We start from the raw sequence: 22,440 nt of genomic DNA, 5'->3' as shown, positions 1-22,440 counted from the left end.
ATGTGACAGGCTGGCTAGCTTGCACCGCGATGGCGCCGGTACGCAACCCGAAATCCGCCGGGAAACCCGTAGTTTTCCTTTTTTACAGAAAACGATTGCCCGACACGACAGCATGGCAGTGCCCTGCACGAGCCGGGCCGGGCCGACCGGTGCGCGGGGTGTCGGAACGCTTTACAGCGGACCGCCTGCTTGACGGCATTACAAATTCCCTCGTACGCAAAGCATTGAAAACCATGGCTGGCCGGCACGCCTGGCGCACATCTTGCTGCAGGGCGGACGTCGCCCGCAGATGCATGACTGCCGCGCCCAAGCCAGGTTTCTGCCCCCGCATGGATCAAACAAAAGGAGCTTTCCAATGGTTTCCCGACGCCCCTCCCTGCATCTGACCGGCCTGCTGATCGCGCTGGCCGTCATCCCGTTTTCCGCCAGTGCCGCAACGCTGGTGCAGCGCGGCCCTGACACGGCGCCCGGCACGGTCCAGACGGTGCTCGGCAGCGGACTGCAGTCGCTCAATCTCGACGGCACGCCATTCATGTCCGCAGGCGGGGTCACCATCGTGTCGAAGTCCCAGGCCAATGACAGCGACGGTGTCATCCGCGTATTCAGCGAAGTCGATTCGCGCGGTGTGCCGGGCATTCCGGATGCCCTGATCGGCAATGCCCTCGGTCAGGTGCAAACGACGGCAGCGGTGGTCGGCGATGTAGCGGGGGGCGCGGTCGATGTGACCTTCGTGTTCAACTTCGACGGCGCCTTTCACACCTACAGCGGCAATGTGTTTCACCTGCTGGGGGCGACGCTGACCGTCGCCCTGCCCTCTTCGACGGTGGCATTCACCAATGTCGAATACGCCGCAGCGATGGATTTCCGCACCGACCTGCTCGATGCCGAGGCGGTCAACGTGTCCGGCAGCACCGTCAAGCGCTACTTCGAGCCCGGCTTCGTGCAGGTGGTCGAGGATTACGACGGCGCGAGCTACACGGTCGGCAGCCAGGCCATGGACAACGTCGCAGGCGAACTGCGACTGACGATGAGCCTCCTTCCGGGCCAGAACTTCCAGCTGATCGCCAACCTGTTCACCCAGGTTTCGCCCGAGCCGCTGATTCCGGTCAGCGGACCGCTCGATTACAGCCAGTCGTGGGGCGCGGTCGACGGCTTCAATACCGGCACGCTGAGCATCCTGCTGCCGCAGGGCTATGCGCTGACCGGCGACGCCGGCCTGCTGACCAACCCCGCCGTCACGGCGCCGATCCCGGAGCCGGGCACCTGGGCGATGCTGCTGGCGGGACTGATGACGCTGTGGAGTGCGGGCGCGCTGCGCACGCGGTCACGGCGCTCCTTGAGCCCGGGCCATCGCTGAACCGGAGTCGCCGCACACAGGCCGGGTCTGCATTGCGCATCGATCGGCAACGAACGCTTTCTACGCTGGCGTCACCGGGTCAGCGCGCCCGCCGAGCGCTCAATGCGCCGTCCAGCCGCCATCCACGGGAAGCACAGCGCCGGTGATCGAGGCGGCATCGTCGCTGCACAGGAAGCACGTCAGCGCAGCGACCTGCTCGACCGTCACGAACTTCTTGGTCGGCTGTACCGCCAGCAGCACGTCGCGGACGACCGCCTCGACGCTGATGCCGCGAGCCTTGGCGGTGTCCGGGATCTGCGCGTCGATCAGCGGGGTCCGCACGTAGCCCGGGGCGACCGCATTGACGGTGATGCCTGCTTCGGCCACTTCGAGCGCCACCGACTTGGTGAGCCCGGCCACGCCGTGCTTGGCCGCGACGTAGGCCGACTTGTAAGGACTGGCCACCAGCGCATGCGCGGAGGCGATGTTGACGATGCGGCCGAAACCCCGGCTCTTCATGGCCGGCAATGCAAGCCGCGTGGTGTGGAAGACGGCCGTCAGGTTGATCGCGAGAATGGCATCCCACTGTTCGACCGGAAACTCATCCACCGGCGCCACATGCTGAACACCCGCATTGTTGATCAGCAGATCGATGCAGCCGAACTCCGCCAGCGCCCCGGCCATCATGGCCTCGATCGCTTCGGGCCAGCGCATGTCCGCACCGTCGTAGCGGACCCGGACGCCGTAACGCTCGGCGAATTCGTCCTTCAGACGGTCCATCGCGGCCGGATCGCCGAAGCCATGGAGAATCACGTTGGCGCCCTGCGCAGCCAGGCCGTGAGCGATGCCCAGGCCGATGCCCGAAGTGGAGCCGGTAACGAGTGCGGTCTTGTCCTTAAGCATGGCGTGGGTGTCCCGGTGAAGTGAAAGAAACGTGCGCCGGTCAGGCGACACTTGAGGCTACGCTGGCGCGTGCCTTCTGGGATACAAGTAAGTAGGAGGCCTGAGCTTCACGCTGGCCTGTCCGATCACCCTGTGCCGGTCGGCACAAGGCCATCATCCTGCAATCCATGTCTTGGTCTCCGATGCGAAATCGCGCCCTGGGACGCACCACCATGTTACGCACGGGATGCACCGAACCGCGCATGACCGGCGTTGTCTCGATCTGCACACGCGCACGACCGCGACTGGCCACCAGGCGCGTGACGCCTGCACCCTCGCCTGCTGACAACTGCACCTGCAATTGCAGGGGCCGAGCGCGCAGACTGTCGGCCAGCCGCCCGAGCGCTTCGGCGATCAGCATTGCGTCTTCGACATAGTCATTCACCGGCAACCAGGCCAGATCAATATCTACCGACAACCGCGGCAGGTCGTGCTCGAACAGATTGATGGCCGTACCGCCCTTGAGCGCGAATCGCGGCTCCTGTGCCAGCACCGGAAGGATTTCGACCAGCAACCGGACCCGGTCGTTATAGCGCCGGTCCCACCGATCAAGCCAGGTGCTCATCGAGATCTCCCGGCAAGGTGATGTGGTAGGTCGGATGCAGGCGACCGCCAGGCACCAGCGCGCGCTTTCCCCGGCCCAGATCGACGCCCTCCAGCGGCACATGCGGCAGCCACGCATGCCGATGGCGCTCGGCCAGCGCCAGGAAAACCCGTTTGGCCTTGATGCTGCGGCAGTGACGCAGCAGCAGACCAACCCGCTGCGGCCGCAGCGTAGTCATGGCCTGCATCAGCGCATCGGCCTCGTAGACCGACGTTGCATCCGCGATGCCATCGCACAGCTCCAGCATGGCGCGCTCGGGCGTAGAGCAGACGAGCGCGCCGGTGCCCGGTGCGGCCTGATGCCACGCCAGCCCCTGCCCGGACAGCGCCTCCTCGGACACTTGCGCTGCGAACGACACCAGCGGCAGATCGAACGCCCCCTTGCCCAGGAATTCGAAACGCTGCGCCAACGGCAGCTTGCCAAGCCAACCCGGTGGCCGCTCCGGCCCATACAGCGTGATTGTTCCGGCATCGCCCAGACGCAGGTAGTGCTCATGCCCCTGCAGGCTCAGCGCGAAGCGGCCGCCGACATGCAGCGGCATCTCCTCACCGACCTGCAAGCTGCGCACCACACCCTCCCACTGCAGGTGGCCGCCCTTGCGCAGGTAGACGCCGCGTACCGGCGACACCAGCCAGCCGCTGCCCACATAGCGCGCGACGAGGCTGTTGGAGTAGCCATGCGCCCGCAGCCAGCGACTCGATATCAGGCGCGTGTCGCTCAGTTCAGCCAGCAGGCGGTTCAATTTTCCTGACTTTTGATCACTCATGGTGCTCAAAATACAGGCTTAGTGAACTTTCGCCAATGCCTGAAGGTTTGGTCACTAGTAAAAATGATCACTCATAGTGATCTTTTTAAAACGACAATAAACCACACGCGGCGTATCGGTGGAGGCCTGACTTAACCCGACGGGCTCCGCGAAAAACGGGGCGATTCAGCTTGTCGCTGCCGGGCGGGAAGATGCCGGCTGGTTCACCCGCTCCGACCAGCAAGCCAATCCGTTTCCGCCCCTGGGCAATGATCTGCCGCAGACTGGCCATGTATTGATCGGGATTGTGGATGCTGACTGTCATGGGCTACTCCTCTTATGCGTTCTTCTACTTGATCGTTTATCCGATTCGAGCAAGGAGTTGCTCAATCAAATCGCTCGCCTGCCGCTGCCGCAACGCCCTCGCCTCACGCTGCTCCGGCTCATCGTCCTCACCCAGCTCGAACTTGGCTACCGATACTGGGCCGTCCTTTCGATAGCCCTCGGTCTTTTCGTCGCCCGCGAAGCGGCTGCGCAGGGTCGCCAGCGAGGCTTCGACCACGGCACTGTGTTTGCCTGCAACCTCCTGACGAAAAGCCGCGGCTGCCGCGTCCAACCCTTCGGGTGCGTGCTCGATGCAATAGATCAGGTCATGCGCATCCTTGCGCTCGAAGCGCTGATCGAACGCAAACGACTTCAAGCACGTAAAACTGACCAGGTTGGCGTGCTTGACCTTCTCGGTTGCCACGCCGTTGCCGCCAAGCAGTTCGGCCTGGATCTCGGTGACCTGATGGAGGTCAAAGACGATCGACGAATGCGGGATGTTTAACGCCGAGATCGTGCCCTCGGTCGGCAGCGGCTGCACCTTGCCGCCGGCGATATCAGGTGCATCTGCGAGCAACTCCAACACCATAAGTGCACCGTGTTCGGTGCGAGCTTGCCAACGCCAGGAGAGCTTCTTACCGGCGTCATTTTCGGCGCGCTCGAAGCCCATCTTCTTGAGGTTGTCCTCTAGCGTGTGATACGCCTCGGTGTCAGCGAGGATCTGCAGGTCGATCACGATGTCGACATCGAGGGTGCCCGCATGCGCTGGGACTGCGGGCGGTCGAGCGGCGACCAGGTACCTCGGGGTGAGGCCGCCGACCAGGTAGACCGAGTCCTTCCACGGCCCCAGTCCGCGCAGCAACGTCACGAGGACGCGTTCGCAATCGAGCGTGTACCGGTCGCTGTAGCCGTCGAGCGTTGCGGGTTTGGCCATCAGAAGCCGATCCTTTCCTTGCGTAGGTGCTCGGCCATTTCCTTGGAGCGGCCTTCACCGCGCAGCAGATCGAGATAGACCTGTACCGGGCTGGCCAGCCATATGCCGCCGACTCGTTCGCGAAAGAGCAAGTCGCCGGGCGACTTAGCTTCGATGATGGCCAGGTTGGCGCCTTCGTCGACCACACGTGCGCCCAGTTCACCCATGGCCGCATCGGCGTTGGAGCCGCTCAGCAGCCGGGCGCGCACCTGGGAAACGCCGGAGAGGAATGGGGAATAGCGCTGTGCCGCGGCTTCGTGACTGATCGCGTATCCGGCTTCATGGGCGTCGAAGACTTCGCCGACCCGCTCCAGCAACTGGTCCGCTTTAGTGCCCGGCACGTAATAGCGACGAAGGTTCGCGGGGCGGATCGATGCGAGTTGCTTCACCCAAGCATCCAGCAGAGCTGCGGGCTCGCGAAGATGGCGTTCCTTGCTCGGCCCTTGCCCGCGCGACACCAGCCAGTCGAAACGCTCAAGCTCCGTCAGCACCTGGGAGGCTGTGGCAGGTGACACCATTGCCCGTTGGGCCAGTTCCTTTACGCCGAACCAGTCCTGATGTTGGGCCAGCACGGCGTGAAGCACTTGCGCGCGTCGCCCGGAAAACAGGGACCGAACCGACTTTGCGAGGGTCTTTGGCGGAGGCTTGTCGATGTAGAAGTAGGCCCCCGGCGCAGGCAAATACATGCTGCCGCCGCTGTCGTAGTACCCGACGTGCTCATCTCTGAGCAGTTCCTTGGCGCCGGGGGAGATGGACTCGGCGACCAGTAGTGACAGTGGTTCCTTGCCGTGCCCCCTGAGCCGGCCGTAGCTGGCCTCTCGGAGCTGCCAGATCATCTGCCGAACGTCTCGCGGATACACAGCCTTCTTGGCCTCCACCAGCAGGATGAAGGACTTGCCCGCTACCTGCAGGTCGATCTGCGCGTCATGCCTGCGATCGGCGGTCGAACCGATAGGCTCCAAATGATCCAGGTCTGCATGCACCTCCGGCAGCTCTCGGAGGGCGTCGAGGAACTGCGTGATCAGCTGCCGTTCGGTCAGAGAAGACTCGAGCATCATGGGTCTAGCGGTTGTTTACTGTGCAGTAAATAAGCCGATTTTAGTGAACATTCGGCGTTTCGACAATATTTACTGCGCAGTGAATAAAGCGCTGCTGCTCTACGAGACCATGTCGAAGCGCCTGGACTTCCCCAAGCGTCACCCGGCATGGCCGGGTCGCGCTGTCGTGCTGCGCATCGAACCGCCCATGGCGTCTCGCCCCTTCGGCTCCCATCGCTGACGCCTTCGCGCGAGCCCGCGCTGCGCTTGCCAATCCGGCAACGGAGCGTGGCGGGTGGGCTAGCTTGCTGTTCCCTTCTACTTACCGAGTCGTGAAGGTCTGATACAGGCGCACGTCACTCCCATTCCATCATCAACAGGCCGTCCAAGCCCGCATGGTTAAAGGACTTGGCTGTGATCAACATGGGTCTGTACCGTCGCTTTTACCGTCAGGAACGCAGATCTTTTGCTGGCGCGGGAGATGGAGCGATTTGCGGGGAAGCGACGTTTTTGACTTCATCATCAATCCAGCCAAAAGATACCGAAGAACGTCGCAGCTTGTCATTACTAGGTGTCATTTTCTGCTCGAATCTCGCGTGTGGCGCCAGCGAGACCCAGGTAACTCAGGTAACGCGATCAACTGCCCTTGAACCAGATCCTCTGTTGACGTCGACGGCACCAGCTGCTCACATGGCGTCCGCCTAATCCATTGCCCTGTGCCGCTGGCCGTTCAAACCCTCCGAATCGCGCCGAGCCAGCGCTCCATCACGAAAATCACGACGGTGTGCGATGCATAGACAGCCAAACGCGCCTCAGACGCCACGATTCTGGGCGGCTCGACGCCGCGTCCATGTGCCGACCCAATGTGAGTCCTGTAAGCGCCAACGCCATCGACGATGGAAGCAAGGCCTTGCAAGATTCTTTTTTGGTCATCTTGCAGGGTGCGATCAATGTTCAGGCCAAGATGCTGCTGCACCACTTTCCAAAGCGGGCCGATGGTCTGAACGGTTGGCATGTCCAACTGGCGCGTCTCGATGTAGGTCTTGCACAGCGCTTCAATGATGGCACTGGATGCCGTGATCGCCGCGTGCGGATCGCGATCAACTTGGGAGATGGCACGTTCGAACTCTGCTTCGATGGACGAAAAGTCGCCCGCCTTGAAAAAATCTGCGAGTGACTTTGCAGCCGGGCTCGCCCCTCCCAGAGTGATGAACCCGTTCATCTGATAGGTCAACTGGTTCTTGGCCAAGCTGGCTCGGATGCGCTCCTGGCCGGGGCCAATCTTCTGATCCCAGTCGTTGGGCTCCAGGTCCATGAACTTCTGGATGACCTGGCCAAGCACTCGCATGGGATCGGCGGTGGGATCATCGTTGCAGCGTCGAAGCCAACTGCTGCACTTCGTTTCGCAGTTTCCTTCGGGCACGCCTCCCGGAGCACCACTCTCCATAAACAGGGAGTTCAGTGTCGAGTGGCTGTAGTAGTGCTCGGCGAGAACAGACGAAACGGCACCAATGACGGAGTTCGGAATCTTGGTCGTCATGCCTCTTCCCTACTTCTGGTCACGACGATGACCGTGGCAGCAAAGGCCAGTCTTCCGGTACCAGTGCTGGAGGCTTCGTCCAAGGCTGCTCAACCAAAGCATCCTGGAACCATTGATCTCGAAGGTTCGCGTGTTCGGTCACGATGAGTTGAAAGCCAGGCACGTCATCCTGCGTGAATTTCAGCAACAGTTCGAATAATCGGCGCACCGCCGCCAGATCGGCGTCCGCTTCCGTTTTCTGAACAGACCCATCTGCTTCCTGATAGACCTTCTCCGACGGGAAATAAACCTGGGTTGGCTGGTCAATGAGCAGAAACTGAGGAATCGGGCAGTTATTCTCCGCGGCGAAGAGATGCAGAGCCAACAATGCCGAGAGGTGATATGCCAGATGATTCTCACCGCCGCCGGTTCGACTCATCGGTACCGGACGATCTGGACGATCAAAGACGATGGTGAGATGGTTGAGATCGAGCCGTGCGGGGAAGGCACTGAACTCCGCTTCGAAGGTCTGGATGTAGCGTGACACCTGCGCCGAGATGTTGTTCAAGATGGAAATCAGTCGGTCATGGCTGTCGTCGGCGCCAACTTTTTTCTCCAGTTCTTCGACCTTGAACTTAAGGCGGCGCTGCTCTGCCTCACGCGAGGCAAGCTCCGCATTGGGGACGAGGTTCTCTAGAAACAGGCTAACGCGACCAACAACCCGTGCAGCCGCATTGTTGCGCGTCCCCATTTGCGCAATCACTTCATTCGCGGCGATCGCCGCTGATAGTTCGGCTTCCTTGCTCTTGATCGCGTCTACGACTTCTCGCACCTTGTCATCCTGTTCGGCCAGGTAAGCCTCCAGCTTGGGGCGTTGCCCGGCCACGATGCTCATCTCCTCATCGAGCGTCGTCAGTTCGTTGAGAAGCATTTTCGCGACAGGAGACTCCAAGGCCAAATTCGCTTCGCAGAATGGCCATTGCCATTCACCCGTCTCAGGGTTTTTGGGAAGAGCTTTGATGGAAGCGAGCCGATCTTTCTGCTCGAGCGCCTCGCTCTCAAAACCGCCGGCCTGCTTCGAAAACTGGCGAGCGGCATCAATCTTGGACTGAACCTCGCGTCGATCCTTGCGTAGCTGGCCGATCTCCTCTTCGAGCCGAGAAATTCGGTGACCGTCGTCCTCGGGAATCGAGGCTGGCTTCCATTCCAAGGCAGTACGCAAGGCGTCGATCACACCATCAGCCCCCGCCTGTTGGTTCTCCAGCCCAATGATGCCGACTGTCTTGGCCTCCGAGAAAAGACCGATGCCCTTTTGCTGGGACGTGTCTATGTCGTCGCGGGCTTGCTCCAGTAGCTTGGCGTTGAGCTTCAGTTCCCGCTGGGCAGCGCGCAGCTTGACTTCCAGTTCGTACCGATCACTGGAAGAAATGCCAAGAAGTATCGGCAACGTGTCGCGGATTGCCTGTGGCTGAAACCCTTCATTCTGGCGATAGAAAAGCTGATCCTTGTTCGCGACAATGCCTTGCTTCTGGAAGAGGTAGTAGTAGGTGTGTTTGACGTTCGCGTCATAGCTCTCTCGGCTATGCTCAATCGCGACATCGGTTCGATTTTCAGGAATGCCGAGCAACCGTGACAGCAGTGCAACCACCGCATCGTCATCGGTATTGACCACCAGATCCTTGAAATCAGGGGCTGCCAGCTGACTTCCCCGTCGCTGCATGGCGGTGCTACAACTCGTCCCACCAGCTGTTGGCGTGGGCTTCGCGATCAAAACCTGTTCCTGGGGGAACTGATAGATCACAGCGAACCAAGCCACTTTGTCGCGAATGATGCCTTCGGGGACATTGAAGGTCGAGCGCCCCATGCAGTATTCAACAATCTCAGAGAGTGCTGATTTTCCGGTGGAGGAGCGCCCGGTGATGACGTTCAGGCCATCCACCTTGAACTGAAGATCTCGACGCTGGCCGTCGTGGCTGTAGATATGAATCGACTTGATCTTCATGGGCGTATTCCAAAGGTCGTGTACACCGTCACGCGGTCTGCGATGCGGGCAAATTCTTTTCCAACGATGCGTGCCACACGCTGGCAGGAAACCGATTCGTCAGTCCCTGTCACCGACTTTCGAACCCGGCCCGGTACGGTCTTCAACCGGCCATCCTGCGATACGACAAAACATCCCCGCTCCATCAGCAAGCCGAAAGCCTCCAGTGCGAATGGCAACATGTCGCTGGTCCGCGCGGCGAAGCCGACCAGTAGCTGAGGATTCTTCTCGACGATTTTCAGCAGATAGCTGCGAGAGTTTCCCGCGATCACTTGACGAGCGTCTTTCTGCAGACACAGCGGTAACACGAGCAGTGCGAGAGAAAATGGCATGCCATCTGGGTTCTCTTCCTCATAGCCCAGCAATGCTCTGAACAACACAAGGCCACAGAAGGCGGGATTGAAAAGATTTCTGACTTCGAATGGCCGTTGATCCCATCGTTTCATTCCACAGCTCCCAACACCTGACGGACACGATCAAGGAAGCGGGGATGCCAGTACACCCTTGGAAGCGGCCGGCTGTTTGCAAGAATATGAAATCCTCCACGGACCACGTAGGGTTCCGTCACGCGCTCCCTGATGCGAAGGCTGCTGCTGTTGCCACTCTCCAGGTCAACCCAGCGATACAGTGCTTTGCCTGCGTCCAGAAGAACCGCATCGGCGCTTTCTTCATCGAGTTCTTCGAACACCACGTCCCGATAGCGGCTCCATTCATCGACAAGGCGGTCTTCGTACTCTTCCATTTCCCCCGAAATCAGGAGGCTCTCGCGAGCCCAGGAAGATCGCTGCTCGAAAGCCCGGTAGTAATCGAGGATAGCGTTGCGGATGCGGTTGGAGGCAACACCAATTTCTCGCAGTTGCACAACGAAAAGCCGTGGATCGTTGTCTGCGTCGATTTCTCCAGCCGGCACCTTCCCTCTGAATGTGATCGGGAGGTTGTCTGATTTGTACTCCTCGGCAAATGAGGAAAGCTTGTCTGAGACCTCGTAGCCGAAGATTGGCTCGGTGCGCTTTCCGACCAGCAGATTGACGATGGTGTCATTCCACCAACCTTCGAGACGCTCAAAGATGGCATCTCGGTTGTCACGTTGGATGCTTCGCATGTGCTGGTCTTTGATGATTGATGGCACATCCTCGATGCGAGGTCCGCCATCAAAGATCACGATGCGCGAGAGAAAATCTTCTTGCTCGTCGTCGTTGAGCTTGTGAAACTCTTCGGCGATTGAACTGATGAGTTTCGATTCGGTCTTGGCAAGGACATCGGACGCGATTTTTGACAGCGACGTAGCCTCGCTGCTTTCCGAAGGCGCTTCCAACAGGAAGCGCTGCAAGAAGGACGTGCTTGAAACAGTGCCGGTCGAAAACAAAAAGAAGCGAAGGCTGGCCTCGCTACGTCCATCGCGGTTGTAGCGGACCAGCCAGATACGGACGGACTTCCAGAAATCCGTGGACAGGTCCGTCAGGCGATCGCCGACCCCTTTGTGCTTGAGAGAGGCCAGGGTCTTGACACCATCCTTGTCGATGAAGTCAAGGTCATCGTCCTTTTCAATCAGGATCGACGTACTTTCCGGCAGTTGCAAAAGCTTCAGCAGACCGAAGCGAGGCTGATAGATGTATCCCAAGCCTTGCTCGCCCGCGGCGTATTGATCGGCGGAAGCCTCGGCCATACTCAAGTCCCCATGTCGATTTTTCTGTCAATTGAACTGCCGGTGGCACTTTCTCTAAGAGGGTAAGCCAGCCATCGACACATCCGTGATGTCTCGCTGAGCTGTCACTGACTGGGGCCTTGTCCCCTTACGCCGCATGCCCTGCGGCGACCCCTGAAGAATAGTAACAAAAAGATTTTTCGGTCCCCAGGCGCATCAGCTCGGGCACAGACAATTGAATTTGACGGAGCCGAACTGTGTACCCGAGCGGCGCGCCGTCGGGCTCGGGGGCTGCCGGGCTTTCATCGCGATGCAGCGCCAATAGAACTAAACCTTCCAGTGGGTCTGGTAGTTGGGGCCGTCAGAAAGAGGCTTCGCGCTCGGCGGGAAGACTTGAATGGTCAACGGGATGGGGAAATCGGCGCCGATGATCGCAGCCTCTCCGGGCTTCAGATTGGGCAGAAACGAAGATGCCGATCGGTCGATTTCGCCGCATGCGCGTTCGACAACCTCGCGGTCCCGATCATTTGTGAGGCGATGCACCACGAGTGTTCCCATCTGACTCAGAACACTATTGACGACCACCCAGAATTGACCCACTGGGGGGGCGGACGAATTCTTGGACTACCTTGGAGGGTAGTTCATGTATTCATACGAGGACCGGCTTCGGGCCGTGCAGCTCTACATCAAGCTGGGCAAGCGGGTCGGCTTGACCATTCATCAGCTCGGCTACCCGACGAAGAACGCGCTCAAGAGCTGGTATCGCGAGTACGAGCAGCGACTCGACTTGCCCGCCGGCTACGTTCGCCCGCCGAGATACTCGCAGGCGCACAAGGAGCGAGCCGTCGAGCACTACCTGGAGCACGGCGGCTGCATCGCGGCCACGATTAAGGCGCTGGGCTATCCCTCGAGGTCGTTGCTCTCTGCATGGCTCCAAGAAATGCATCCGCACAGTCGCACGCGCGCCGTTGGTCGATCCCCGGCGCTGACGCCTGAAGCGAAGCAGTCCGTTGTCATCGCCTTGTGTATGCGACCAGCAAGCGCACAGGCTGTGGCTGATGATCTAGGCGTGTCTCGGGGATCACTGTACAAGTGGGCGAATCAGTTACTCGGCCACGAAGCATCCGCACCCATGAAGCACCAGCAAGAAGCCCCGGCAGATTCTGATCGCACCGAACTGCAACAGCAGCTTGAGACGCTTCAGCGAGACATCAGGCGCCTGCAGTTCGAGAAGGACGTGCTGAAGAAGGCGAACGAACTCCTAAAAAAAGAACTGGGCATCGACCTGCAGCACCTGACGAATCGGGAGAAGACGCAGCTGGTTGATGCCTTGAAACAGGCCTACACGCTGTCTGAACTGCTCTGCGAAGTAGGCTTGCCACGCAGCTCCTACTTCTACCATCGGGCCCGCCTCCAGGTGGCCGACAAGTACGCCGAGGTACGTCAGTCCATGACGGACATCTTCGAGCGCAACTACCGCTGCTACGGATACCGGCGTATCAAGGCCTCCTTGAGCGTTCAGTCCGTCAACATCTCGGAGAAGGTCGTGCGGCGCCTGATGAAGCACGAGTGCCTGGTTGCCGCGACGAGCAAGCGTCGTCGATACGGCTCGTACATGGGCGAGATCAGTCCGGCACCCGAGAACCTGCTCAACCGCGACTTCAGCGCCGGTGCACCGAACGAGAAGTGGCTGACCGACATCACCGAGTTCCAGATCCCGGCGGGCAAGGTGTATCTGTCGCCAATCATCGATTGCTTCGATGGCATGGTCGTCAGTTGGTCCATCGGCACGCGACCGGACGCCGAATTGGTCAACACGATGCTGGACGCCGCCATCGAAAGGTTGCTGCCAGCGACGATCGCCCTCTGGTGCATTCCGATCGTGGCGGCCACTATCGGTGGCCAGGCTGGCTGAGCCGGATCGCTGAGGCGAAGCTGGTTCGCTCGATGTCGAGAAAGGGGGGGCTCGCCAGACAACGCCGCATGCGAGGGCTTCTTCGGTCGTATGAAGACCGAAATGTTCTTCCAGCGCGATTGATTATCGACGACCATCAACGAGTTCGTTGTGGCCTTGGACGCCTACATCCGTTGGTACAACGAAGCGCGGATCAAGATTTCACTCGGCGGCCTTAGCCCCGTCGGGTACCGCAGGAGCCTGGGGATCGCGGCTTAATCCGTCCAAGAATTCGTCCGCACCCCCCCCTGCCCTGCGGTCCTGGCGTCTCGCCCCCTTCGGGCTTCCATCGTTCCCTCGCTCCGCTCGGCTGACGCCTTCGGCCCGGCTTCCAGCTTCGGGCCTGCGCGCTTCGCTTGCGTGCGGTCGGCACAAGAGGATGGCCATTGCTAGTCCATCCGACTTCCCTGAACGCATCACCTTGCGCCCCTTCACCCGTGACTCCGAAATCGTCTAGGTCACGTTCTCGAAATCAACCTCGGTCCACCAAGTCGCTTCGATCAGTACGCTCTTGCGCACCAGCGTCAGCACGATCATGCGCAACGCCAGGCGGATGGTCGGATATATCACCACCGACTCCATCTGCCGATACAACAAGCGGATCTCCATCGGTGACATCCCCCGTTCCTTGAGCACGAAGGTCTCGATGGGAGCCGCGCCAATGCCGTCAGCCGGGTTGTCCTCCTCCTCGCCCCGCAGGATAGCGAAGGCATCGATCTGCTTCACGATGTCGCGGACATGCAAGACGGTGGCAGGTGCGCCAAGCGCCTTTCCCTTGCCACGCAAGGCGGGGAGGTCATCGGCGCCGGTATCGTTGAGCAGCCGGTTCTTGAACGCCGGCAGGATTTCCCGATCGAGGGTTCTCTTGCGCGTCGCGCGCGTATGTCGCCCATTTTTTCGCTGGCAAGCCATCGGGCGGTCATTCAGCCGAAGTTCTTGCAGCCGTCAACCGGCGATGCTCGCGTTGTTTCTCGTGCGCCGGGGACTTGCCTTGGGCGCCGGCCTTCTTGGCGTCGCCCAATTTTTCACGTGCCGAGGCCAGCGAGATGCCCGCTTTCCCTTAACGGCCGATGGTCAGAGTTTCCTGCCGGCCATTGAGACGACAATCGTAACGGAAGGCGACGGTACCGACGGGCGATACCGACTCGCACATGCCATCTCAGTCGGAATCCTAGCAAGTCAATGACTTAGGATTGAGGTCGCGTAACGCGATGTCGGTAAGCATCGAGGTTTTTCCCCCTGTTCCTGACGGCTTTTTCCGTCAAGTGCCAGGAGACCTGCTTATGGCTGGAAAGCCGCATGAAACAGGCTTTTCAGAGGAGATACATACCGTCGAAGACCTGTTTGGTCTCGATAGTAAACGGGAGATTCTTCATCCGACCGTCAGTTCTACCGCCAACCTGAGTGAGGTGCTGGCCGGCGATAGTTGACGATAGTCCCCAGAAAACGTCAATTCACTCCCACTCAATCGTCGCCGGCGGCTTGCCCGAAATGTCGTACACCACCCGATTGATGCCGCGCACCTCGTTGATGATGCGGTTGCTGGTGCGGCCGAGCAGGCTGTGCGGCAGCTCGGCCCAGTGGGCGGTCATGAAGTCCTGCGTCTGCACGGCGCGCAGCGCGACGACCCACTCGTAGGTGCGGCCGTCGCCCATGACGCCGACCGACTTCACCGGCAGGAACACCGCGAAGGCCTGGCTGGTGAGGTCGTACCAGCTCTTGCCGCTGGCCGGGTCGATGGTGTTGCGCAGTTCTTCGATGAAGATGGCGTCGGCGCGGCGCAGCAGGTCGGCGTACTCGCGGTGGATTTCGCCGAGTATGCGTACACCCAGGCCCGGGCCGGGGAAGGGGTGGCGATACACCATGTCGCGCGGCAAGCCGAGGGCCACGCCCAGTTCGCGCACTTCGTCCTTGAACAGTTCGCGCAGCGGCTCGAGCAGCTTGAGGCCGAGCTTTTCCGGCAGGCCGCCGACGTTGTGGTGCGACTTGATCACGGTCGCCTTCTTGCTCTTGGCGCCGCCGGACTCGATCACGTCCGGGTAGATGGTGCCCTGGGCGAGGAAGGACGCGCCTTTGTGTCCGTCGCCGCCCGCCTTCAGCTTCGCCGCCTCGGCCTTGAACACTTCGACGAATTCGCGGCCGATGATCTTGCGCTTGGCTTCCGGATCGCTGACGCCCTTCAGGTGACCGAGGAACTGGTCGGACGCATCGACGTGGATCACCCGTGCGTGCAGCCGGCCGACGAACATGTCCATCACCATCTGGCCTTCATTGAGGCGCAGCAGGCCGTGATCGACGAATACGCAGGTGAGCTGGTCGCCGATCGCGCGGTGGATCAGCGCCGCCGCGACCGATGAATCGACGCCGCCGGACAGGCCCAGGATGACTTCTTCGTCGCCGACCTGTTCGCGGATGCGCGCGACCGCCTCTTCGATGTAGTCGCCCATGATCCAGTCGGCGGCGCAGCCGCAGACGTCGATGACGAACTTGCGCAGGATGTCGGCGCCGCGCGCCGTGTGCGTCACTTCGGGGTGGAACTGCACGCCATAGAAACGGCGGTCTTCGTCGGCCATGCCGGCGATCGGGCAGCTGTCGGTGGACGCCATCAGCTTGAAGCCGGGCGGCAACTCGGTCACCTTGTCGCCGTGGCTCATCCACACCTTGAGCATGCCGTGGCCCTGCTCGGTGCGGAAATCCTCGATGCCGTCGAGCAACTTCGTGTGGCCGCGCGCGCGCACCTCGGCGTAGCCGAATTCGCGCACCGTGCCCGCCTCGACCCGCCCGCCCAGCTGCTGCGCCATGGTCTGCATGCCGTAGCAGATGCCCAGCACCGGCACGCCCAGCTCGAAAACCGCCTGCGGCGCGCGGTCGGTCTCTTCCTCATAGGCCGACATGTGGCTGCCGGACAGGATGACGCCCTGCGCACCGAAGCCGCGCACGAAGTCGTCGCTGACATCGGCCGGGTGGATTTCACAATAGACATGCGCTTCGCGCACACGGCGCGCGATGAGCTGGGTGACCTGGGAGCCGAAATCGAGGATGAGGATCTTGTTGTGCATTTCAGACCAGATGCAAGATTCAAGTGACAAGATTGAAGAAAAAACGGCAGGTCACGCGACCCGCCGGGAAATGGCACGACTCAGTTTGCAAGGCGCATCTTGCGACTTGCATCTTGAAACTTGCATCTATTCAACGTGATAGTTCGGCGCTTCCTTGGTGATCTGCACGTCGTGCACATGCGACTCGCGGATGCCGGCCGACGTGATTTCGACGAACTGCGCGGTGCTGCGCATCTGGTCAACCGTCGAGCAGCCGCAATAGCCCATCGACGCGCGCAGACCGCCCATCAGCTGGGTGATCACATTGACCACCGGGCCCTTGTAGGGCACACGGCCTTCGACGCCTTCGGGCACCAGCTTGTCGGCGTTCGACGCCGGATCCTGGAAGTAGCGGTCGGCTGCACCCTGCTGCATCGCGCCCAGCGAACCCATGCCACGGTAGGACTTGTACGAGCGGCCCTGGAACAGTTCGATTTCGCCCGGTGCCTCTTCGGTGCCGGCCAGCAGCCCGCCCAGCATGACTGCGTTGGCGCCGGCGGCGATGGCTTTCGAAATATCGCCGGAGTAGCGGATGCCGCCATCGGCGATCATCGGTACATCGGTCGACGCCAGCGCGGTCGCCACGTTGTCGATCGCGGTGATCTGCGGCACGCCGACACCGGCGACGATGCGCGTGGTGCAGATCGAGCCTGGGCCGATGCCGACCTTGACGCCGTCGGCCCCCGCGTCGACCAGCGCGCGAGCCGCGTCGGCTGTGGCGATGTTGCCGCCGATCACGTCCAGATGCGGAAAGGTGCGCTTGACCCAGCGCACGCGGTCGAGCACGCCCTGCGAGTGACCGTGCGCCGTATCGACGACGATCACGTCAACGCCGGCTTCGGCCAGCGCCGCAGCGCGCTCTTCGGTGCCTTCGCCGACGCCGATGGCCGCGCCGACGCGCAGCCGGCCATGCGGGTCTTTGGCGGCCAGCGGGTGTTCGGTCGACTTCAGCATGTCCTTGACCGTGATCAGGCCGCGCAGCGTGTCGTTTTCGCCCAGCACCAGCACGCGTTCGAGGCGGTTGCGGTGCATCAGCGTGCGCGCTTCGTCGAGCGAAGCGCCTTCATGCACGAAGATCAGGCGTTCGCGCGGCGTCATGATGCGCGCCACCGGCTGGTCGAGATTGGTTTCGAAACGCAGGTCGCGGTTGGTCACGATGCCCACCACACGCGGGCCGTCGAGCACCGGAAAACCGGAAATGCGGTGACTGCGTGTCAACCCGAGCAGCTCGCGAACCGTCATGTCCGGAGAGATGGTGATCGGATCCTTCAGCACGCCGGCTTCGAACCGTTTCACCTTCGACACTTCAGCCGCCTGCATTTTGGCCGTCATGTTCTTGTGAATGATGCCGAGGCCGCCTTCCTGTGCCAGCGCGATCGCAAGACGCGCTTCGCTGACGGTGTCCATCGCGGCCGACAGCAGGGGGAGATTGACGTGGATGTTGCGGGAAATACGGGTACTGAGGCTTACATCGCGTGGCAGAACACTCGAATGTGCCGGCACGAGCAGCACATCATCGAAGGTCAGCGCCTTCTGGATAACACGCATGACTACTTTCCAATCTGTCAAAAACGTATTATACGCCGCTCGACGCAGCTGGCTGCAGCAGGCGCCTGCGGCGATCACCGCATTGCCTTCACTCATTCCGGGCAGGAGTTTCTGACGTGTATTTCCGACTAGTCCTGATCGCCCTGACGTGCTTTCCGCTGCTCGCGACTGCACAGGTCTATCAATACAAGGATGCAAAAGGCAATCCGGTGTTTTCGGACAGCCCGCCGCCGGGTGCGAACGCGATCCGCAAGGACGTGAAGGTCGCACCTCCCTCAGCCGACACGTCCAACGGCAACCTGCAGGAAAAGCTGCAGGGCTTCCAGCAGCGACGCGAAGCCGCCGCGGCAGAGGAATCCAAGGCGGCCAAGGAAAGAGCAGAGAAGGAAAAGGCCGACGCCAACTGCACGCGCGCCCGCAACAAGCTGGCGGCGCTGCAATCCGGTCAGCGCATCGTGCGCTACAACGCGCAGGGCGAACGCGAATTCATCGACGACGCGACGCGGGCGACGGAAACCGCCGAAGCACAGCAGTCGGTGTCGGAGTGGTGCAGGTAGCGGTACAGGTCATGCGGCGTGCCGGAGGCGGCGCTCAGGCAGCCGGCTCTGCCTCGCCACCCCGCTCGCCACCGCCCTTCTTCAGCACCTTGCCTTCGGCTGCGCGCTGACGGCGCACTTCCTTCGGATCGGCGATCAGCGCGCGGTAGATTTCCACCCGGTCACGATCGCGCAGCAACTGATCCGGCTTGACCAGCTTCGCGAACACCCCCAGCTTGTTGCGCGCGAGATCGATGTCCGGATACTTCTGCAGCAGGCCGGACGCTTCGACCGCCTGCACGGCAGTGGCCCCTTCGGGCAATTCGATGGTCACGAGGTCCTGCCGCTCGGGCAAGGCGTAAATGACCTGGACGCGGATGCTTGCACTCACGTCAGGCCACCTTTCCGTAGATGCGGTCCGCCTGCTTCACGAAAGCCTCGACGAACGTATTGGCGATATGACTGAACACCGGGCCGACCACCTTTTCGATCAGGCGACTGGAAAACTCGTAACGCAGGTTGAATTCGATCTTGCATGCCGCATCGCCCAGCTGCGTGAAGGCCCAGGTGCCGTCGAGCGACTTGAAGGGCCCTTCGACCAGCCGTATGGTCATGCTGTGCGGGAAGATCTTGGCGTTGGCGGTCGCGAAATGCGCCTTCACGCCGTGGTAGTTGATGTCGATGCGCGCACGCGTCAGCGTATCGGTGCGTTCGATGACTTCACTGCCGCCGCACCAGGGCAGGAACTCGGGGTAATGCTCGACACCGTCGACCAGCCTGAACATCTGTTCCGCGCTGCGCTCGATGAGCACGGTTTTTCGGACTTCGGCCATGTCTTCAGAAGGTAAAATCGCAATTCTAGCTGTGCGGCGTCCTCTCGCGCAGCCTCTCGTTCAAGCCACTGCAGCAGATTCCCCGGTCACCGGTTACCCGACATGAGCATCGCCGAAAACAAGAAAGCGTTTCACGACTACTTCATCGAAGAACGCTTCGAGGCCGGACTGGTGCTGGAAGGCTGGGAGGTCAAGGCCATCCGCGCCGGCCGCACGCAGCTGAAGGAAGCCTATGTCGTGCTGAAGGGCGAAGAGGTGTTCGTGATCGGCATGCATGTATCGCCACTGCTGTCTGCGTCGACCCACATCCATCCGGACGCGACGCGCAGCCGCAAGCTGTTGCTGCACGCCGAACAGATCAGCAAGCTGATCGGCCTGGTCGAGCGCGCCGGCTACACGCTGGTGCCGCTGAACCTGCACTACACCCGCGGCCGCATCAAGCTGGAAATCGGGCTGGCCAAGGGCAAGAAGCAGTTCGACAAGCGCGAAACCGAGAAGGAACGCGACTGGGAGCGAGAAAAGGCGCGCCTGATGCGCTCGCGCGTGTGACACCACGGCGGCGGTGCGCCTGTTCGGTGGCAGGCTGATCCGCACGCCGGCTTCAGCGCCCCGGCGCCGGAGCAGCCTGGTGTCGCCGCGGGTGAGCCAGCCGGGCTGCAGCACGCAGCGGTGCTAAAGTCCGTCGATACGTTGAACCTGAAAAGAACACGCCATGAGCCGCGACAGCATTGCCCACATCGGTCTGGGCAGCAATCTCGCCGATCCGGAAGCGCAGGTGCTGGCCGCCTTCGATGAAATCGCCGCCACCCCCGGCATCACGCTGGAGCGTCGTTCGTCGCTGTACCGCACGGCGCCGATCGGCTACGACAACCAGCCCGACTTCATCAACGCCATTGCGCGTGTGCGCACGACACTCGAACCACAGGCGCTGCTGGATGCACTGCTCGGCATCGAACGCACGCACGGTCGCGTGCGTGAGTTCCTGAACGCGCCGCGCACCCTCGATCTGGACGTACTGCTGTACGACGACCGGCAGATCAGCACCGACACGCTGAACGTGCCGCATCCGCGCGCGCACCTGCGTGCCTTCGTACTGCTGCCGCTGCTGGAAGTGTCACCCGAGCTGGAGATTCCGGGACTGGGTCCGGCAAGTGCGTTTCTGGCGCACTGCCAGGATCAGCCGATATCGCGCATTGCCGATGCGATGATGGTGCGGCTTGCCGTCGGCAGCGTGGTGCCGACCGCCGCTCAGGGTTTCTGACCTCAGAACCCCTGCCTGAACACCCGCTGGGCCCAGATCAGGGCCGACAGCGTCTTGGCATCCGTCAGTTCGCCGCGCCAGACAGCCGACATCGCGGCTTCCAGCGACAGCGGAATCACTTCCAGAAACTCGCCTGCGTCAAGATTGGCGCCGACATGGCGCAGACCACGCGCGAGGAAGATTTCTATCCGTTCGTCCGAGTAGCCGATGCACGGATGCATCGTGCCCAGATGCGACCATTCGTCGGCTTCGTAACCGGTTTCCTCGCGCAGTTCGCGCACAGCCGTCTGCTCGGGCGGCTCGCCCGGATCGATCTTGCCGGCGGGAAATTCGATGAAGGTGCAGCGCGGGCCGTAGCGGAACTGGCGCTCGAACAGCATGTTGCCGTCCGGCAGCACCGCGATGATCACCACCGCCCCGGGGTGGCGGATGTATTCGCGCACCGCCTGCGTGCCATCCGGCAGCGCCACCTGATCCTGATAAACCTTGAGCAGCACGCCGTCGTACACCTGACGACTGTCCACCGTGGTTTCGATCAGGGGATCCTTCATTACTTCAGCGTCTGCCCCAGTGCGGAGGCACACAGCGAAAGCAGGGACTGCGGCATCAGGCCGATCAGCGCGATCGCGAGTGCATTGACCGACAGCAGCGCGCGCATTTCGGTCGATGCCACGATGGGTGCTTCATCCTGCGGCGCATCGAAGTACATCAGCTTGACGACGCGCAGATAGAAATAGGCACCGATCAGCGACATCATCACCGCGAACACGGCGACGTACAGATAACCCGCTGCGACGACCGCCTGCAGCACGGCCAGCTTGGCGAAGAAGCCGATGAAGAACGGGATGCCGGCCATCGAGAACATGACCATCATCATCACCGCGGCGAACCACGGGCTGCGCTTGTTCAGCCCCTTCAGGTCGTCCAGTTCCTCGGCTTCGACCCCGGCACGGGTCAGCAGCAGCAGCACGCCGAAGGCGGCGGCGCTCATCAGCACATAGGCGATGGTGTAGAACATCGCGCTGCCGAAGGCGTACGAAAGATGGATGTCGCCGGACGCGCGCAGCTCGATGACGCCGCTGACCAGACCGAGCAGCATGAAGCCCATGTGCGAAATGGTCGAATAGGCCAGCATGCGCTTCAGATTGGTCTGTGCGATGGCGACGATGTTGCCGAGCGCGATCGACAGCACCGCCAGCAGCATCAGCATCTGCTGCCATTCATCGGCCAGCGTCGGCAGTCCGTCGACCAGCAGGCGGATCGCCATCGCGAAACCGGCCAGCTTGGGCGCCGAACCGATCAGCAGCGTGATCGGCGTCGGCGCACCGTGATAGACGTCGGGAATCCACATGTGGAACGGCACGGCGCCGATCTTGAACGCGAGGCCGGCGACCAGGAACACGAGGCCGAAGCGCAGCACTTCCATATTGGTGGTCGGGTCGGACAGCTTGCGCGCGATGGCCGATATCTCGAGCGTGCCGGTCGCGCCATACACCATCGACATGCCGTAGAGCAGCAGGCCCGAAGACAGCGCACCGAGCACGAAGTACTTCATCGCCGCTTCGGTCGAACGCGCCGAGTCTCGATCAAGCGCCACCAGCGCATACAGCGCGAGCGACAGCAGTTCGAGGCCGAGATAGAGCGTCAGGAAGTGATTGGCGGAAATCATCACCTGCATGCCCAGCGTGGCGAACAGCACGAGCAGGTAGTACTCGCCGCGTTCCATGCCGCGCACTTCGAGGTAACCGCGGCTGTAGATGACGACTGCGAACACCGTCAGATACAGGCAGCTCTTCAGCACGTCGGACAGCCGATCGTCGACGAACATGCCGCTGAAGGTCAGCGTCGTGTCCGCTCCGGCCGTCGCGACCTGGATGACGAAGGCGCCGACCAGTGTGCTCAGCGTGAGGATGTAGGGCAGCCAGTTCTGGCGCTCGGACTTGAACAGGTCGGCGAGCAACACGACGCAGGCCATCACCAGCACGAAGATTTCGGCCGATGCGGGATAGAGGTCAGGCAGTGGGAAGTTCATTCTGTGTGTCCG

23 protein-coding genes and 1 pseudogene are annotated in these 22,440 nt (G+C 61.4%); 6 read left to right on the top strand and 18 right to left on the bottom strand.

The features are described from left to right. Positions 1-355 precede the first annotated feature (355 nt). The gene (locus BSY238_RS15975; RefSeq protein WP_069040018.1) at positions 356-1,357 is read left to right on the top strand and encodes a PEP-CTERM sorting domain-containing protein; all 1,002 of its coding nucleotides are present in this window, start codon (positions 356-358) and stop codon (positions 1,355-1,357) included. A gap of 99 nt (positions 1,358-1,456) precedes the next feature. On the opposite strand, the gene BSY238_RS15970 is transcribed toward BSY238_RS15975, so the two are convergent. The 11 genes from BSY238_RS15970 to BSY238_RS15925 form a co-directional block, all read right to left on the bottom strand. Beyond that, the gene (locus BSY238_RS15970; protein ID WP_069040017.1) at positions 1,457-2,239 is read right to left on the bottom strand and encodes a 3-hydroxybutyrate dehydrogenase; all 783 of its coding nucleotides are present in this window, start codon (positions 2,237-2,239) and stop codon (positions 1,457-1,459) included. A gap of 40 nt (positions 2,240-2,279) precedes the next feature. Further along, a complete protein-coding gene (locus BSY238_RS15965) occupies positions 2,280-2,792 on the bottom strand; it encodes a nucleotidyl transferase AbiEii/AbiGii toxin family protein (RefSeq protein ID WP_236952601.1) in 513 nt (170 codons plus the stop codon). Positions 2,793-2,826: 34 nt separating this feature from the next. Further along, positions 2,827-3,648, bottom strand: coding sequence for a type IV toxin-antitoxin system AbiEi family antitoxin domain-containing protein (locus tag BSY238_RS15960; protein WP_069040016.1), 822 nt, complete (start codon positions 3,646-3,648; stop codon positions 2,827-2,829). An 85-nt stretch (positions 3,649-3,733) separates the two neighbouring features. After that, positions 3,734-3,952, bottom strand: a complete 219-nt coding sequence (locus BSY238_RS18195) for a hypothetical protein (RefSeq protein ID WP_083224074.1) — start codon at positions 3,950-3,952, stop codon at positions 3,734-3,736. A 36-nt stretch (positions 3,953-3,988) separates the two neighbouring features. After that, complete coding sequence (locus BSY238_RS15955) at positions 3,989-4,885, bottom strand: hypothetical protein (protein WP_069040015.1); 897 nt, start codon at positions 4,883-4,885, stop codon at positions 3,989-3,991. After that, complete coding sequence (locus BSY238_RS15950) at positions 4,885-5,982, bottom strand: hypothetical protein (RefSeq protein WP_069040014.1); 1,098 nt, start codon at positions 5,980-5,982, stop codon at positions 4,885-4,887. Before BSY238_RS15950 ends, BSY238_RS15955 begins: the two co-directional genes overlap by 1 nt. A 709-nt stretch (positions 5,983-6,691) precedes the next feature. After that, complete coding sequence (locus BSY238_RS15945; RefSeq protein WP_069040013.1) at positions 6,692-7,501, bottom strand: abortive infection family protein; 810 nt, start codon at positions 7,499-7,501, stop codon at positions 6,692-6,694. Between the two features lie 19 nt (positions 7,502-7,520). Next, positions 7,521-9,482, bottom strand: coding sequence for a DUF3732 domain-containing protein (locus tag BSY238_RS15940; protein ID WP_069040012.1), 1,962 nt, complete (start codon positions 9,480-9,482; stop codon positions 7,521-7,523). Beyond that, positions 9,479-9,967: a three component ABC system middle component gene (locus BSY238_RS15935; protein ID WP_069040011.1), complete on the bottom strand. Its 489-nt coding sequence runs from the start codon at positions 9,965-9,967 to the stop codon at positions 9,479-9,481. Before BSY238_RS15935 ends, BSY238_RS15940 begins: the two co-directional genes overlap by 4 nt. Next, positions 9,964-11,187, bottom strand: coding sequence for an ABC-three component system protein (locus BSY238_RS15930; protein WP_069040010.1), 1,224 nt, complete (start codon positions 11,185-11,187; stop codon positions 9,964-9,966). Before BSY238_RS15930 ends, BSY238_RS15935 begins: the two co-directional genes overlap by 4 nt. A 306-nt stretch (positions 11,188-11,493) precedes the next feature. Next, positions 11,494-11,724 carry a hypothetical protein gene (locus BSY238_RS15925; protein WP_223300170.1) on the bottom strand — a complete coding sequence of 77 codons (231 nt, stop codon included), beginning with the start codon at positions 11,722-11,724 and terminating at the stop codon, positions 11,494-11,496. 85 nt (positions 11,725-11,809) lie between these two features. Between BSY238_RS15925 and BSY238_RS15920 the strand changes: the two are divergent. Then, positions 11,810-13,339 (top strand): annotated as a pseudogene (locus tag BSY238_RS15920) (IS3 family transposase). A gap of 234 nt (positions 13,340-13,573) precedes the next feature. On the opposite strand, the gene BSY238_RS18840 reads toward BSY238_RS15920, so the two are convergent. After that, positions 13,574-14,032, bottom strand: coding sequence for a tyrosine-type recombinase/integrase (locus tag BSY238_RS18840; protein WP_223300169.1), 459 nt, complete (start codon positions 14,030-14,032; stop codon positions 13,574-13,576). 299 nt (positions 14,033-14,331) lie between these two features. Between BSY238_RS18840 and BSY238_RS18450 the strand changes: the two genes are divergently transcribed. Further along, entirely contained in the window at positions 14,332-14,550 is a 219-nt protein-coding gene (locus tag BSY238_RS18450; protein ID WP_150123959.1) for a hypothetical protein, read from the top strand. Positions 14,551-14,574: 24 nt separating this feature from the next. Here the strand turns inward: BSY238_RS18450 and guaA are convergent, their stop codons facing one another. Next, on the bottom strand, positions 14,575-16,179 hold the full coding sequence (gene guaA, locus BSY238_RS15910; RefSeq protein WP_069040008.1) for a glutamine-hydrolyzing GMP synthase: 1,605 nt from the start codon (positions 16,177-16,179) through the stop codon (positions 14,575-14,577). 126 nt (positions 16,180-16,305) lie between these two features. Continuing rightward, positions 16,306-17,766 (bottom strand): IMP dehydrogenase, encoded by a 1,461-nt coding sequence (gene guaB, locus BSY238_RS15905; RefSeq protein WP_069040007.1) that lies wholly within the window; start codon positions 17,764-17,766, stop codon positions 16,306-16,308. Positions 17,767-17,882: 116 nt separating this feature from the next. On the opposite strand from guaB, the gene BSY238_RS15900 reads away from it, so the two are divergent. After that, complete coding sequence (locus BSY238_RS15900) at positions 17,883-18,323, top strand: DUF4124 domain-containing protein (RefSeq protein WP_069040006.1); 441 nt, start codon at positions 17,883-17,885, stop codon at positions 18,321-18,323. Between the two features lie 34 nt (positions 18,324-18,357). Here BSY238_RS15900 and BSY238_RS15895 read toward each other — a convergent pair whose 3' ends face one another. After that, positions 18,358-18,693, bottom strand: a complete 336-nt coding sequence (locus BSY238_RS15895) for an RnfH family protein (RefSeq protein ID WP_069040005.1) — start codon at positions 18,691-18,693, stop codon at positions 18,358-18,360. Between the two features lies 1 nt (position 18,694). Further along, a complete protein-coding gene (locus tag BSY238_RS15890) occupies positions 18,695-19,135 on the bottom strand; it encodes a type II toxin-antitoxin system RatA family toxin (protein ID WP_069040004.1) in 441 nt (146 codons plus the stop codon). Positions 19,136-19,237: 102 nt separating this feature from the next. On the opposite strand from BSY238_RS15890, the gene smpB reads away from it, so the two are divergent. Both smpB and folK read left to right on the top strand, forming a co-directional pair. After that, positions 19,238-19,684, top strand: a complete 447-nt coding sequence (smpB, locus tag BSY238_RS15885; RefSeq protein ID WP_069040003.1) for an SsrA-binding protein SmpB — start codon at positions 19,238-19,240, stop codon at positions 19,682-19,684. A 163-nt stretch (positions 19,685-19,847) separates the two neighbouring features. Beyond that, complete coding sequence (folK, locus tag BSY238_RS15880) at positions 19,848-20,396, top strand: 2-amino-4-hydroxy-6-hydroxymethyldihydropteridine diphosphokinase (RefSeq protein WP_069040002.1); 549 nt, start codon at positions 19,848-19,850, stop codon at positions 20,394-20,396. A 2-nt stretch (positions 20,397-20,398) separates the two neighbouring features. Here folK and BSY238_RS15875 read toward each other — a convergent pair whose 3' ends face one another. Together BSY238_RS15875 and nuoN are read right to left on the bottom strand one after the other, a co-directional pair. Next, positions 20,399-20,947, bottom strand: coding sequence for an NUDIX domain-containing protein (locus BSY238_RS15875; protein ID WP_069040001.1), 549 nt, complete (start codon positions 20,945-20,947; stop codon positions 20,399-20,401). Next, the gene (nuoN, locus tag BSY238_RS15870) at positions 20,947-22,428 is read right to left on the bottom strand and encodes an NADH-quinone oxidoreductase subunit NuoN (RefSeq protein ID WP_069040000.1); all 1,482 of its coding nucleotides are present in this window, start codon (positions 22,426-22,428) and stop codon (positions 20,947-20,949) included. The genes BSY238_RS15875 and nuoN overlap by 1 nt, the downstream gene beginning before the upstream one ends. Between the last annotated feature and the right edge of the window lie 12 nt (positions 22,429-22,440).

Origin of the sequence: Methyloversatilis sp. RAC08 (genome assembly GCF_001713355.1) — a bacterium.
Lineage (GTDB): Bacteria > Pseudomonadota > Gammaproteobacteria > Burkholderiales > Rhodocyclaceae > Methyloversatilis.
This window is presented reverse-complemented; position numbering and strand designations above follow the sequence as displayed.

Bases quoted from the DNA above. Each gene is read 5' to 3' on its own strand.
- BSY238_RS15975 (WP_069040018.1), top strand. From the start codon at position 356: ATGGTTTCCCGACGCCCCTCCCTGCATCTGACCGGCCTGCTGATCGCG.
- BSY238_RS15970 (WP_069040017.1), bottom strand. From the start codon at position 2,239: ATGCTTAAGGACAAGACCGCACTCGTTACCGGCTCCACTTCGGGCATC.
- BSY238_RS15960 (WP_069040016.1), bottom strand. From the start codon at position 3,648: ATGAGTGATCAAAAGTCAGGAAAATTGAACCGCCTGCTGGCTGAACTG.
- BSY238_RS18195 (WP_083224074.1), bottom strand. From the start codon at position 3,952: ATGACAGTCAGCATCCACAATCCCGATCAATACATGGCCAGTCTGCGG.
- BSY238_RS15955 (WP_069040015.1), bottom strand. From the start codon at position 4,885: ATGGCCAAACCCGCAACGCTCGACGGCTACAGCGACCGGTACACGCTC.
- BSY238_RS15950 (WP_069040014.1), bottom strand. From the start codon at position 5,982: ATGATGCTCGAGTCTTCTCTGACCGAACGGCAGCTGATCACGCAGTTC.
- BSY238_RS15945 (WP_069040013.1), bottom strand. From the start codon at position 7,501: ATGACGACCAAGATTCCGAACTCCGTCATTGGTGCCGTTTCGTCTGTT.
- BSY238_RS15940 (WP_069040012.1), bottom strand. From the start codon at position 9,482: ATGAAGATCAAGTCGATTCATATCTACAGCCACGACGGCCAGCGTCGA.
- BSY238_RS15935 (WP_069040011.1), bottom strand. From the start codon at position 9,967: ATGAAACGATGGGATCAACGGCCATTCGAAGTCAGAAATCTTTTCAAT.
- BSY238_RS15930 (WP_069040010.1), bottom strand. From the start codon at position 11,187: ATGGCCGAGGCTTCCGCCGATCAATACGCCGCGGGCGAGCAAGGCTTG.
- BSY238_RS15925 (WP_223300170.1), bottom strand. From the start codon at position 11,724: ATGGGAACACTCGTGGTGCATCGCCTCACAAATGATCGGGACCGCGAG.
- BSY238_RS18840 (WP_223300169.1), bottom strand. From the start codon at position 14,032: ATGGCTTGCCAGCGAAAAAATGGGCGACATACGCGCGCGACGCGCAAG.
- BSY238_RS18450 (WP_150123959.1), top strand. From the start codon at position 14,332: ATGTCGGTAAGCATCGAGGTTTTTCCCCCTGTTCCTGACGGCTTTTTC.
- guaA (WP_069040008.1), bottom strand. From the start codon at position 16,179: ATGCACAACAAGATCCTCATCCTCGATTTCGGCTCCCAGGTCACCCAG.
- guaB (WP_069040007.1), bottom strand. From the start codon at position 17,766: ATGCGTGTTATCCAGAAGGCGCTGACCTTCGATGATGTGCTGCTCGTG.
- BSY238_RS15890 (WP_069040004.1), bottom strand. From the start codon at position 19,135: ATGGCCGAAGTCCGAAAAACCGTGCTCATCGAGCGCAGCGCGGAACAG.
- smpB (WP_069040003.1), top strand. From the start codon at position 19,238: ATGAGCATCGCCGAAAACAAGAAAGCGTTTCACGACTACTTCATCGAA.
- folK (WP_069040002.1), top strand. From the start codon at position 19,848: ATGAGCCGCGACAGCATTGCCCACATCGGTCTGGGCAGCAATCTCGCC.
- BSY238_RS15875 (WP_069040001.1), bottom strand. From the start codon at position 20,947: ATGAAGGATCCCCTGATCGAAACCACGGTGGACAGTCGTCAGGTGTAC.
- nuoN (WP_069040000.1), bottom strand. From the start codon at position 22,428: ATGAACTTCCCACTGCCTGACCTCTATCCCGCATCGGCCGAAATCTTC.